We start from the raw sequence: 12,314 nt of genomic DNA, 5'->3' as shown, positions 1-12,314 counted from the left end.
CGACGGAGGGTCAATTCATGAATGTACGAGCGGACACCGGGTCCGCCCCGTTCACGGGCGATGCGCAACCGCCTTCGGATTACGCCGCGCTGCGTCGCGACCCGGAATACGCCGGACTGAACCGCGCGCTGCTCGACCTGGTCCCGACGGGCTCGGCGCCGGCCGTCCTCGACGTGGGGTGCGGGGACGGGGCCGTCAGCGAGGAACTGCTGCTGCGCGACCCGGCCATGTCCCTGGCCGGTGTCGACCCCGACCCGGCGCTGCTGGAGGCGGCGCGGGCCCGGCTGGGCGACCGGGCCCGTTTCGTCGTGGGTGACGCGTCCTCCGTCTCCCGGCTGTTCCCGCCGGACGTCTTCGACGTCGTCGTGCTGGCCAACTGCGTCCATCTCGTCCCGGACCTCGCCGAGGCGCTCGACGCGATCGGGCGGGTCCTCGCCGGCGGCGGGCGCCTGGTGTTCAACTCGGCGTTCTACTCGGGCGCGGAGTCCCCGGCCGATCTGCCGCGGTACGCCGAACTGGTCGGCACGGCCCGCGCCACCGCCCGCAGGCGCGGGCTCCCGCTGGCCAGGTCGGTCGCCGGCCGGCCCTCGGGGCTGCGCAGGACCGTCGAGGACTACCAGGCCGCCCTCGCGGCGGCCGGGTTCACCGATGTCGTCACCGACGAGCGGGCGTTCACCCTCGGCCCGCGCTTTCTCACCGCGTTGTGCTCGACCCCGATGTTCGCCACCGCCGCGTTACCAGGGGTAGCGCGGCACACCGCCGCGGAACTGCTCACCGAAACGCTGGAAGAACTGCACGAGCGCGCCCCGTTCACCATCATGCGGCGCTGCGTCTACTTCTCCGCCACCCGGCCGTGAAACACCCACGAAAGGAATTCGTCATGACCGAGGTATGGAACGTGGTCACCCGGGCCATCACCGGCATCCGGCCGGAACTCGGCGAATCCGGAACGGTCATCACCCGCGATTCCGCCCTGTTCTACTCGGCTGATCCCGGCAGGCCGGTGCTCGGCCTCGACTCCATGGAGGCGCTGGAGCTGCTCACCGTGCTGGAGCAGGAATTCGGGGTCGAGCTGGCGGACACCGGCATCCGGATCGCCGACCTCCACACGGTCGGGGACGTGGCCGACGCGATGGCGGGCGCGCTGTGACACCCCGGGCGGCGGCGCGCCATCGCGTGCTGGTGACCGGCATGGGCGTCGAGTCGTGCGCGGGCGGCACACCCGGCGAGCTGTGGGACGCCCTGGCCGCGGGGCGGCCCGCGATCTCGCCACTGGAGCTCGAAGGACCCCTGCCCTGCCAGGTGGGTGGCGTGATCCGCGGGTTCGACCCCCGCGAGCACATGTCCGCCCAGCAGGTCCGCCGCACCTCGCGCTTCCAGCAACTGCTGTTCGCCGCGGCGATGAAGGCGCGGGAGGACGCGCGGCTGCGCACGGCACCGGAGGCCCTGTACGTCGGCACCGGCGGCGGCGGGCTCGACGAGACGGCGCGGCTCGTGACCGTGCTGAACCGGAGCGGGTGGCAGCGGATGGACCGGCTCGGGATGCTCCGCCTGCTGCCCAACCAGGCCGCCGGGCTGGTCGCCCAGGAAATGAACATCACCGGCCCGGTGCTCACCCTCTCCACCGCCTGCGCGGCCTCGACGGACGCCATCGGAGCGGGCCTGCGCGCGGTGCGGGACGGCACCGCCGACGTGGTCCTCGTCGGCGGTGTGGAGAGCTGGCTGGACATACCTGCCCTGGCGTCGTTCCGCCTGCTGGACGCGCTCTCCCAGCGACCGGCGGCGGAGGCGGCGGCCGCGTCCCGGCCGTTCGACCGCGACCGCGACGGAATGGTGCCGGCCGAGGGCGCCGCCGTACTCGTACTGGAGTCCGAACGATCCGCGCTGCGCCGTGGCGCGACCGTGCACGGCGAGGTGCTCGGCGCCGCGTCCACCTGCGACGCCCACCACCCCGTGGCGCCGCGCGCGGACGGCGCGGTGGCGGCCAGGACGATCGAGCTGGCCTGCGCCGACGCCGGCCTCGACACCGGCGCCGTGGACCTGGTCAGCGCGCACGGCACCTCGACGCCGCTCAACGACCGGGCCGAGACCGCGGCCATCAAGCGGGCGTTCGGCGCGCACGCGCGGCGCCTGGCGATCACCGCGCCCAAGTCGGTCATCGGCCACGCGTGCGGCGCCTGCGGGATCCTGGAGAGCATCGGCGTGCTGCGCGCCATCCGGGAGAAGTACGTGCCGCCCACCGCGAACCTGGACAACCCCGATCCCGACTGCGACCTGGACTACACGCCGCTCATGGGCCGCCCCGCCCCGATCGGTGTCGCCGTCAAACAGAACTTCGGCTTCGGCGGCCACAACTCGGCGGTGGTGTTCGGCGCCGCGTGACGGCGCCGAACGACCGCAGGCGCCGTCATCGAGTGGGCGCGGCACCACCCGGCCCGGTAGTCCTGCGCGCCGGGGACCGCCGGGAGGCGCCGCGCGCCCGGTAGGTGCGGGCGAGGTGGTCCTGGAGGCGGGCGTGGCGGAACTGGTAGACCGCGCCTGCCTGCCGGAGCACGCCCCGCTGGTAGGCGTCCTCGAGGAAGGCGACGACGGCCCAGGGCAGCCGGCCCGTCAGCGGCAGCCAGATCCGGGAGAACACGATCCACTGACCCCAGGCGGTCAGGGCGAGGGCATAGCCCAGGGCGCCGCCGAGGGCGCTGATGACGCCGAGCTTGACCGAGGAGTCGAGACCCCATCGGAGCGGGCCCAGGAACATCGACAGGAACGGGACCGCCAGCGCGGACCCGACGCCGGCCAGGAGCCCGAAGGAGGGCACCCAGACCAGGCACTGGGCGATGACCGTACGGCGGTTCGTCCGCAGCAGGCCGACCGGGTTGACGGCGGACCTGATGTCGAGAGGGGTTTCGAGGGAGGCCAGAAGACCCAGGGTGGCACCGCCTCCCAGCGTGAACACGAACCCGAAGAACACGGCGTCGTAGAGGCCGAACCACAGCATGGACAGGGGGCCGGTGCCCCAGAAGAGGCCCTTGAGCACTCCGTGCTCGAAGCCGTAGCCGAGGCCGAAGACGAGCCCGCACAGCAGCCCCAGCGCCGTGCGGGCTCCCACTCTGCGGACGGGCGTGCCGGCCCTCCCGAACACCTTCATGCGCACGCCGGACGGCGCCACCGCCGTGTTCCTGCCCGCGACCAGGAGCCAGTAGGCGAGCACGCAGATGAGCCCGGAGAGGAACCCCGTCGTCAGCCCTTCCGCGATCTGGAAGCGGAGGGGGTCGAAGAGGGTGCCGACGACACAGTCGACGACCCCGACGACCAGGCAGGTCACCAGCGCGGTCACCAGGGTGCGCGCCGGGCCGCGCAGTCCCGAGCCGAGCCGCCACCACTCCAGGTCGGGGGTGTCGAGCCGGGTCAGGTGGTGGGCGAGGTAACCGAGCCAGTACTGGGCGCGTTCCGGGTCGAAGTCGTGGCGCGCGGCGCCGTCCGGGCGGTGCTCCGGCCGCAGGCGGTAGGCGTTGGCGGTGAAGTTGTCCAGAAGGTGGTCCTCCAGTTCCCCGGGGCCGCCGAACCGATGGGTGTCGAGGAGCGAGGCCGGGTCGCGGCCGGGGGTGTCGCTGTAGACGGCGCGGGCGAGCGTGACCATCAGCGGGGTGGTCAGCACCGCGGCGAGCTGCTCGGCGCCCCGGCCGCGCGGCCGCTCGCGCAGCGCGCTCAGCACGGGGTGCCACGCGGTCGTCGCGGCGTCCCCGCCACGGGCCTTGCGCGTGGTGCGCGGCAGATAGTCGGCCAGGTCGTCCAGGGTGAGGTCCGTCAGCTCCACCGCGGCGGCGGACGTGAGCACGTCGGTCTCCGACACCGCCGTGGCGTACTCGGCCGGACGGCTCGTCAGCAGCACGGGAAGCGTGGTGGCGTTGAGCGCCTCCAGCGCGGGGCGGTGCAGTCCCCCGGCGATCTCGTCGAAGCCGTCGAGCACGGGGAGCACCCGGCCGTCCTCGACCAGCGCGGCGGCCAGACTCGACCCGCCGGGCGCCGGGGCGGCGAGACCGGGGTGGTCGCGGAGCAGTTGCGCGGCCAGCCAGTCCCGGAACGTGATGGCGGTGGGGTCCCAGCCGCCGATGCTGAAGATCACCGGTACGGGGTCGGTGCGGGTCCTCGACGCGATGTGGTCCAGGACGAACCGCGTGGTGAGGATCGACTTCCCGGAACCGGGCCGCCCCAGCACGACCAGCCGGCCCGAGGGGATCCGCCGGTACACGTCCACGACCTCGTCCAGCCGCCCGCCGAGATCCAGCGGCCCGTGCGTGCCGCGCGCCTCTCCGGCGGGCAGCCGCCGGATGTTGGCCCAGTGATCGGTCAGCTCCTCGGCCCCCGCCCGCCAGCGCACCGGCAACGGATACGGATCGTGCACCTGCCGCTGTTCCTCCTCCCGCTGCCACCGCGCGGCCACCGCGTGCGCGAGCTGCTCGGCGACGTCGGCGAGGGTGTCACGGAGTGGGGAGGGGGGTGATTGCCCCATGGCCGGTTGAGCGGGCGCCGACCGCCCGGCGGCTCGTTCGGCCGGAGCCGGCCGCCTGGCGACGGGGTCTGCCGAAACCGGGCGCGCGGTAGCCGGTTCGACGGCCGGCTGCCCGGCGGGCCATTCGGCCGAAACCGGCTGCCAGGCGGCCGATCCGGCGGGAGCCGGCTGCCCGGCGACCCATCCGGCCGAAAGCGGCTGTCCGGCGACGGGTTCGGCGGAAGCCGAGGGCTCTGCGGCCCGTCCGGCCGGACCCGGCTGACCGGCAGCCGGTTCAACGAAACCTGGCTGTCCGGTGACCGGTTCGACGGAAGCCGACGGCCCGGTGGCCCGTTCGCCCGAAACCGGTCTGCTGGTGGCCGGTGCGCCCGGAGCCGACGGCCCGGCAGGCCATCCGGCCGAAGCCGGTCGCCCGGTGGCCGGTTCGGCGTGACCGGACCCACCGTCGGACCGTCCGTCGAACCGGTCGTCCGACCGCTCGCCGGGCCGACTGCCGGATCGGTCGCCGAGCCGACCGTCGGGCCGGTCGCCGGACAGACCGCCGGACCGACCGTCAGGTCCCCCGTCAGACCGGCCGTCAGGCCCCCCGTCCAGCCGGGCCGAAGGCCCGGTCCGGCTGACAGCGGCAGCCAGTAGCTCCTCGCTCTCCGCCGGCGCCAGCCCGAGCGCGTCGGCCAGCCGCCGCACCGTCGTCACCCTGGGGTCCGCGCGTTCGCCGGTCTCCAGGCCGCGGATGGTGCGCACGCCCACCCCGGCCCGTTCCGCCAAGGCCTCCTGAGTCATTCCCGCGTTGCGCCGCAGCCGCCGTAACAGCGCGCTGAACTCACTGGCCACAGATCACGGCCTCCCCCTCGGACCTCTCGGACATGTGTTTTCCCAGCTGACGGACTCTAGCGCGGCCACCGGCCGCATACGGCCGGTCTCCTGGCCTGTCCGTTCTCCCGCCCCGGGGCCACCTTCGACGGTGATCCGCCGCGGAAAGCGGCCCGTCGTACGGGGAGCCACGATGCCGATCACCACGACCACCGGCCGACCGGCCGTCACCACGCTCGGACGCCAGGAACGGGACGTTCTCTACGCGGTCGGCTGCGGCCTGCGGGACGACGAGATCGCCACCGCCCTCGCCATCCCCGAAGAGACCGTGGCCGGCCACCTCGCGCGGATCCTGACCGCGCTCGGGCTGCGCGACCGGGCCGCCGCCATCGTCCACGCCTTCGACTGCGGCCTCGTCGCCCCCGGCCGCGGCCCCCGCAGGCAGGCGACGGGCCCGCTGCCACCGGCCACCGCCCGCCACGTCCCCGGGCCGCGGTTACGGATCTCGGTCCTCGGCCCCTTGCGGGCATGGCGCGACGGACAGCCCCTGGACCTGGGGCACCTGCGCCAGCAAGCCGTCCTGGCGGCGCTGGCCCTGTGCGCGGGCCGGTCGGTCAGCCGGCAGGAACTGACCGACGGGGTGTGGGGCGAGGAGCCCCCGAACACCAACGTGGTGCCGGTGTACATCTACCGGCTGCGCAAGGTCCTGCGCACGGGAGGCGACCTGGACTCGGTGATCGAGCGCGACCGGAGCGGCTACCGGCTGCTCCCCGGCGCGGTCACCGTGGACGTGGCGCAGGTGGAGGAACTCGTCACCGCGGCCGGCGCGGCCGAGCGGGCGGGCGATCTGGCAGAGGCGGTCCGCGCCTGCTCCCAGGCGCTGGACCTGTTCCGCGGCGAGCCCCTGGCCGGCCAGCCGGGGCCGTTGGCCGAGCTGGAGCGGCTGCGGCTCACCGAGCGCAGGATCGTCATCGTGCAGCGGAAGCTCGACTGGCAGTTGCGGCTGGGCCAGCATTCCGAGGCGATCGCCGAGCTGTCGGCCCTGACCGTGGCGCAGCCCCTGAACGAGCCCGTGGCCGCGATGCTGATGCGCGCGCTGTACCTCAGCGGCCGGCAGGCCGACGCGCTGACCGTGTACGACCGCACCCGCCGCCGGCTGGCGGACGATCTGGGGGTCTCTCCGGGCCATTCGCTGCGGCAGACACACCGGACGATTCTGCGCGGGGACGACATCCGCCTCGGTCTCACCGGAACCACGCGGTGAGCGACCCGATGCGGCGCACGCGCGGCGAGGAGCTGCTGCTGGCGAGGATCTCGGCGGCGGCCGGCCGCCAGCGGCTCGGCAGGCGGCGTGCCACCTACGCGGCGGCCGCGCGCACGGCACGCACGGCGCACGCGAAGGCCCTGCCGGCCCGGGGGATCCGCTGTCTGCTGGCCCTCGTCCGGCACGGCGGGTCCGCCGGGGCCGGGGCGGCGAACGCGCGCGACGCCGCGCGACTGGACCTGTACGAGAACGGGCTGACGGTCGCCGTCAAGAGCCGGATCCACGTCGTCCGCTACGACACGACGTCCGTGTTCCGGACGGAGACCACGCGGGCGGCCGATACCGGCCACACGGGCGCGGCCTGCGCGCTCACCGACGTCGACGGGGAGCGGGTCGTGCTGCGCTACGAGCCGGAGCGGGGCGAGGTGCCGGGATGGTGGTCCGGGATCGAGCAGGGCGTCATCCGCGCCCAGCTGCCCCGGGCGCTGGCCGCGCTCGCCAAGGGTGAGCGCCTGGCCTTCGGCGCCGTCCGGCTCACCGGGGAGGAGATCGGGTGGGGAGAGGTCAGCGCGCGGTGGCCGCGGGTCCGGCGGCTGTGGACCGGGCCGGGAGCCGTCCGGCTCGACGTCGACGGGACGTGGCACGAACTGGGCCTCACAGGCCCCGATATCCCCAACCTCTTCGTCCTGCGCGCGCTCGTGGAGCGTCTCGGCGGGGACGGCGCGCGCTGACTTCCCGCACCCTGCGGCGGCCTGGCGAGCGGTTTCATCACGATGTCAACGCCAATGCCTAACGTCCAATCGCAACAAGGCAGTTGTGCGTCACCTCACCGCATTTCGTTCAACACATGTCATCTCGGCACAAGGAGAAACAAAGCGATGACCCTGGCCCGCAGGTGGAGAAAGGCGATCGTCGCCGGGGCGGCAGCGGTCATGGCGGCCATGACGGCCGCCGTGCCCGGCGTCGCCCACGCGGATCCGGCGCACCACTACTACCTGGAGTTGGGCGGCACCGGCGCGGCTGCGCCCGCGCCCGGCTGCACCGGCAGCTACGCGTTCGCCGACAAGCACCTCGGCGGGGGCGTTCCGGTGCCGGTGTGCTACCCGGCGAGCGCCGGCCCCTGGCTCAACGGCCGCAACCAGTTCCCGGACCCGACCGCGCCGACCTATGACGCCAGCGTCCAAGAGGGCTACCGCAACCTGCTGGCCGCCGCGGAGGACACCCACCGCCGCGACCCCGCCGCCCGTCTCACGATCGTCGGCTACTCGCAGGGCGCCCAGGCGGCCGACCAGGTCCTCCAGACGATAGCGAAGGGCGAGACCGGCATACCCCGCTCGCTGGTGAGCGGCAAGCTCTACTCCGACCCGATGCAGCCGGGCACCGGCATCTGGGCCAAGCTGCCCAAGGGCTGGAGCGCCTTCGGGTTCACCTCCCCCGGCCCCGGCCCGGAGAAGTTCGACGGCATCCCGGTGCAGCGCTTCTGCATCCGCACCGACGGGGTGTGCGACGCGACGGCGCTGACGTCCATCGGCGGCTTCCTGGAACAGCACCCGAAGTACCAGCAGGACGGCAACATCATGACGAGGACCATCGCCCGGGACGGCGGCGAGGGAGTCGTCTGGTACGAACCCTGACCGGCACGACCAGCCGGCACGCACGGGGGTGTGCCCGGGGGTGGTGGACCTTCACCGCCCCCGGGCGCCGACGCGTGCGGGCTCGGGTGCACGGTGCGGAAGTGTCGTAGGTCACGTTACCGCCGGGTTGCCGACAATAGATCCGGACGAATAGCTTCCGGATAGTTATTGCGATCACTTCGCAATAACGGAGTGATCGCCCCGCTCACAGCCCCCTCGGAGCGCCTCATGCACGGTCTGAAGTTCCCCCTGAGAGCCGGTGTCGTCCTGGGCGCGGCGATAGCCGTCGTCCTGCCGGCGACCGCGCTGCCCGCCGCGGCCGCGAGCGCGCCGGCCCCCGCGCCGCAGGCCGTGTCGTCCGCGCCGAGCGCCGGAAGCGGCACCGCGAGCGTCGGCTGGCTGAGCGCGGACGAGCGCGAGGCCCTGGACCCGTTCGTCCACCACGACGGCGGCGGCTACCGGCTGGACGCCGCGGGCGCGCGGGCCGCGGGCGTGGACCAGCGGGCCGTCGACGCGACCAGGACGGCCGTCGACCGCCTGGACACGCTGGTGGAAAAGAAGCTCGCCGTGAGCCAGGACGGCGAGGGCGTGGTCGTCGACCCGGCGGCGGCCGGCGTGGCCGACGTGGGCGATGGCTCGACGCGGATCGCGGAGGGCATCAGCGTCAAGGTCACCTGGTTCGGGCTGCTGATCCACCTCGACTCGTTCGTCACGAGCAAGGTCCAGGCCGGGGTGGACATCACCGAGGACCTCGTCCGGATCGCGACGGGCGTCGCCTCGATCGCCTCCCTGGGGAGCCTGCTCCCCGTCGCCCTGCTCGCCTCCGCCATGGCGGACCTGGGCTCCAAGGCGGTCTCCTTCTGCACCACGCGGAAGAACGAGCTGTATGTCTACGTGACATGGGCGGGCGTCCCGGTCTGCAACCCCTTCGCCTGACCCACGGCCGTCGTCGACGAAAGGACCAGCCCCCATGAACCCGCCGAACCCACCGAACCCTCCGCTGAACATCCACGTCGAGGACGACCGCGCACCGGACGCGGACGTCCGTCTGACCCGGGAGCTGTTCGCCGGCCTGCCGGTGACCGTGCCCGACCCGGAGCGGGAGGCCGGCGAGGCCCCCGCGCGGACCGTGGTCGCCCGGCGGCCGGACGGCGGCCTGCTGGGCTGGGCCGAGGTGTACGACCTGCGGGAGGACGGACAGCCGGTGGCGGCCGTCCAGTGGGTGGTCGTCTCCCGCGAGCGGGAACGTATCGTCCAGGGCCACGGCGTCACCCGCGAAGCGACTCCGGAGGAGAAGGCGGTCGCGGCCCGCCTCGTGCACGGCGTGGCCACCGGCGCCGGGGCCGCCGGATACGCCGCGCTGGAATGGGACGACCCTGAACGCCTCCTCGGCGCCCGGGACGCGGCGGAGCTCGGGGCGTCACCGACCGAGGAGCTGAACCGCCGCTGGGCGCTGTCCACCCCGCCGGCCGGGTGGACCGCCCCGGCAGGGCTTCCGGCGGTCTCCACCCGCCCGGTGCCGCCGGCCCCCGGTCCCGGGCAGCTCTCGTCCTACGCCGACTTCTTCGCCGAGTTCACCGGGCAGCCGTACACGGCCGAGGACGCCTCCGAACTGCTCGCGGACGTGCGCCCGTTCCCGCATACGGCCCTCGACCTCCTCGCCCCGGACGGCCGGGTGTCCGCCCAGGTCGTAGCGGTGGTCGAGGGCGGGGTGGCGCAGGTCGACGCGGTCTTCCACCGCAAGGGGACCTCCGCCGGGGAACTGACCGCGCTGCTGGCCGCTCTCATCGGCCCGCTGTGCCGGGAGCACCCCGGCGTCACGGCGCTGGAGGTCCAGGACCTCGGCGACCCCGTCGTCGCCGAGGCACTCGCCGCCACCGACTTCCATGTCGTCGACCGCTGGTACCGCTACCGGCTCCCCCTGTGAGCGACGGGGTCAGTCCCGCTCGGTGTCCAGCAGGTCGGTGACGAACTTCCGTACACGTCCCGCTCGTACGGAAGTAACGCCATGGATCACCTGGGCGCCGTAGGCGACGGCGACGCCCGCCCCGGCCTCGGTGGTCCAGCGGGTACGACGGGCTTCCCGTAGCCAGGCGGGCTCGGAGTCGTGCTGATGGGTGTCGGGGCCGGGAGCGTGCGGAAGCCGGTGCGTCAGAGCCGTCCCGGGCTGGAAGCCCTCCGCCTCACCGGCCGGCTCACCCGTCCAGACCGAGCCGCTCGACGTGGTCTCGACGTAGAAGTCCCCTCCGTCCTCCGCCTCTTCGAGCACCACACGGATACGGCCGATACGGCGGGGCGCCGCCGACGGACTGTGGATGCCGTCCAGGTGAGTGGGCACCCGCTCGCCGGTGCCGAGTTCCGTGTAGCTCCATGGCGCGGCGGCCCTGATGGAGGGCATCACCCGGCGGATGGCGGGTAGCGCGCGCTCGGTGGCCGTCCGCAGGATCTCCTGCGCCACCGCCGGGGCCGGGACGACCTCTGCCTGATAGCGCGGCGTCCAGCCCGTGGCCTGCCGCTCCTCGGCCATCACCTTGCGGAGCTGGGCGAGTTCGTCGACGACGAGGAAGTCCTCGATGGTCTGTAGCACCAGGGTCTCACTGATGTGGATCACGCTGCCTCCATGACCGGATGGATACGGGAGCGTGCTCGGATCGAGCGTTACGTTACCGCCGTCCACCATGCCGGGAGCCGCACGGACGGTCCAGACTTCGCGGGCGGAAGACCACAGCGGCACCCAGCGCGGCTCGGCCGGTTCCGGCCGGAAGGCGGGCGGTGTCGCCGTCCTTCACACACGTCGCGAGTTCGAAAAAGGAATTCGTGAAATCCGCATGGGTATTGGCGGCACCGAATGGTTCGGGCGCCGCACCTTGGCGTCGGGGCATCGCCGGGCAACTGGGAGGTGGAACGACGAAGCCCAGTCGCTCGTACAGGCTGATCGCCTGCGCCATGTCCTCGACGATATGGCCGACGTGGTGCGGACGGACGATGTCGTGCCCCATGGCCGTCGCGGTACGGAAGGTCCGACCACCGGTCAGCGCCCCGCCGAGCGGGCCTGTCACATGGCGGCGGAACCCGTCGACGCCAAATAGGTTGGGCGGCCCGGTCCCCGGCTGGTACCGTCTGGGCAGCCGTGAAAGAACGCGAGGAGGTGAGACCCATGAAGGCCGTATCCATGTGGGTGCTCCCCCTTTTCGTCACGGTGGGCGATTGACAGTTGGTGTCGCCGGGAGCGCCTCAGACAAGGCACTCCCGAGAGGCAACACCAATGAATTCTTCGCATTCCCCTTCGGACGCGGGCAACCGCGCCGCCGTGGTCACACGGGTTTCCGACACACAGTGGCACGCCGTCGAGGACGACCGGGTGGTAGGCCACGGCGACGCTTCGCGCCGACCCGACGGACGGCTCTTCATCAGCGTCGACGCCTGGCACGAGGCGGTCTTCGACCGCATCGCCGACGCGATGCTGGCGGACCTGCCGACACCGCTCCATACCGTCGTCGACGAGGCCGACCACGACTCGAGGTCCGCCTGGGAGCGGGCCGGCTTCACCACCGCACGCCGCGAGTGGGGCTATCACGTACCCACCGACCCGCAGGTCACCGGGCTCGGCTCGGTGCGACCCCTGTCGGACGTGACGATCGTCCCCGCCGGCGAGGCGGAGGAGGGCCCGCTGCGCGCCCTGGACCGCGTCATCCGCGACGAGGTCGAGGCCACCGTCGGCTGGCGGACGATGCCGGCCGAGGTGCTCCCCCGCCCGGCGGGCACCGCCCTGGCCGACCCGTCGAAGTACGCGGTGGCGCGCCACTTCGACCAGTACGTGGGCCTGGTCCGGGTGACACCGCTGACCCGGCGGCCACGGATCGGGCTGATCGCCGTCCGCGCCGACAGCCACCGCCGCGGCATCGCCCGGGCGCTGCTGGCCCACGCACTGGGTTCGCTGCACCACTCCGGGACGGCTTCGGCATGGGCCGAGGTGGACGAGTCCAACGCGGCGGCCACCGCCCTCTTCGAGGGCATCGGCGCCCGCCGCGCGGGCAGCACCCTGGAGCTCGTCCGCCACTGACGCCCCACGCCTGGGAGTCCCGCACCATCA

12 protein-coding genes and 1 pseudogene are annotated in these 12,314 nt (G+C 73.3%); 9 read left to right on the top strand and 4 right to left on the bottom strand.

Features of this window, described 5'->3' with window-relative positions; translation table 11 throughout:
* Positions 1-17: 17 nt before the first annotated feature.
* Genes AB0E98_RS22850 through AB0E98_RS22840 form a run of 3 tightly spaced genes read left to right on the top strand, consistent with a single transcriptional unit; the run spans position 18 to position 2,382 of the window.
* Positions 18-857 carry a class I SAM-dependent methyltransferase gene (locus AB0E98_RS22850; RefSeq protein WP_361705493.1) on the top strand — a complete coding sequence of 280 codons (840 nt, stop codon included), beginning with the start codon at positions 18-20 and terminating at the stop codon, positions 855-857.
* Between the two features lie 23 nt (positions 858-880).
* Positions 881-1,150 (top strand): acyl carrier protein, encoded by a 270-nt coding sequence (locus tag AB0E98_RS22845; RefSeq protein ID WP_361705490.1) that lies wholly within the window; start codon positions 881-883, stop codon positions 1,148-1,150.
* Positions 1,147-2,382: a beta-ketoacyl-[acyl-carrier-protein] synthase family protein gene (locus tag AB0E98_RS22840; RefSeq protein ID WP_361705488.1), complete on the top strand. Its 1,236-nt coding sequence runs from the start codon at positions 1,147-1,149 to the stop codon at positions 2,380-2,382. Before AB0E98_RS22845 ends, AB0E98_RS22840 begins: the two co-directional genes overlap by 4 nt.
* 25 nt (positions 2,383-2,407) lie before the next feature.
* Here AB0E98_RS22840 and AB0E98_RS22835 read toward each other — a convergent pair whose 3' ends face one another.
* Both AB0E98_RS22835 and AB0E98_RS22830 read right to left on the bottom strand, forming a co-directional pair.
* Positions 2,408-4,510 (bottom strand): hypothetical protein, encoded by a 2,103-nt coding sequence (locus AB0E98_RS22835; protein ID WP_361705963.1) that lies wholly within the window; start codon positions 4,508-4,510, stop codon positions 2,408-2,410.
* A gap of 693 nt (positions 4,511-5,203) precedes the next feature.
* Positions 5,204-5,293, bottom strand: a pseudogene (locus AB0E98_RS22830) (helix-turn-helix transcriptional regulator); the annotation flags it as partial.
* A 223-nt stretch (positions 5,294-5,516) separates the two neighbouring features.
* Here AB0E98_RS22830 and AB0E98_RS22825 point away from each other — a divergent pair.
* The 5 genes from AB0E98_RS22825 to AB0E98_RS22805 all read left to right on the top strand — a co-directional run bounded on the left by AB0E98_RS22825 (position 5,517) and on the right by AB0E98_RS22805 (position 10,148).
* Positions 5,517-6,587, top strand: a complete 1,071-nt coding sequence (locus AB0E98_RS22825; RefSeq protein WP_361705486.1) for a BTAD domain-containing putative transcriptional regulator — start codon at positions 5,517-5,519, stop codon at positions 6,585-6,587.
* Entirely contained in the window at positions 6,584-7,318 is a 735-nt protein-coding gene (locus AB0E98_RS22820) for a DUF6585 family protein (protein ID WP_361705483.1), read from the top strand. Before AB0E98_RS22825 ends, AB0E98_RS22820 begins: the two co-directional genes overlap by 4 nt.
* 147 nt (positions 7,319-7,465) lie before the next feature.
* Complete coding sequence (locus tag AB0E98_RS22815; protein ID WP_361705480.1) at positions 7,466-8,221, top strand: PE-PPE domain-containing protein; 756 nt, start codon at positions 7,466-7,468, stop codon at positions 8,219-8,221.
* 228 nt (positions 8,222-8,449) lie between these two features.
* A complete protein-coding gene (locus AB0E98_RS22810) occupies positions 8,450-9,157 on the top strand; it encodes a hypothetical protein (protein ID WP_361705479.1) in 708 nt (235 codons plus the stop codon).
* A gap of 34 nt (positions 9,158-9,191) precedes the next feature.
* Positions 9,192-10,148 (top strand): hypothetical protein, encoded by a 957-nt coding sequence (locus AB0E98_RS22805; RefSeq protein WP_361705476.1) that lies wholly within the window; start codon positions 9,192-9,194, stop codon positions 10,146-10,148.
* Between the two features lie 9 nt (positions 10,149-10,157).
* On the opposite strand, the gene AB0E98_RS22800 is transcribed toward AB0E98_RS22805, so the two are convergent.
* The gene (locus AB0E98_RS22800; RefSeq protein ID WP_361705475.1) at positions 10,158-10,832 is read right to left on the bottom strand and encodes a hypothetical protein; all 675 of its coding nucleotides are present in this window, start codon (positions 10,830-10,832) and stop codon (positions 10,158-10,160) included.
* Between the two features lie 52 nt (positions 10,833-10,884).
* Entirely contained in the window at positions 10,885-11,169 is a 285-nt protein-coding gene (locus tag AB0E98_RS22795) for a hypothetical protein (RefSeq protein WP_361705962.1), read from the bottom strand.
* A gap of 317 nt (positions 11,170-11,486) precedes the next feature.
* On the opposite strand from AB0E98_RS22795, the gene AB0E98_RS22790 reads away from it, so the two are divergent.
* The gene (locus tag AB0E98_RS22790) at positions 11,487-12,284 is read left to right on the top strand and encodes a GNAT family N-acetyltransferase (protein WP_361705473.1); all 798 of its coding nucleotides are present in this window, start codon (positions 11,487-11,489) and stop codon (positions 12,282-12,284) included.
* Positions 12,285-12,314: the final 30 nt, after the last annotated feature.

This window comes from Streptomyces sp. NPDC037389, assembly GCF_040636475.1.
GTDB lineage: Bacteria > Actinomycetota > Actinomycetes > Streptomycetales > Streptomycetaceae > Streptomyces > Streptomyces hesseae.
Note: the sequence above shows the minus strand (reverse complement) of the source record. Positions and strands in the feature narration are given on the sequence as shown.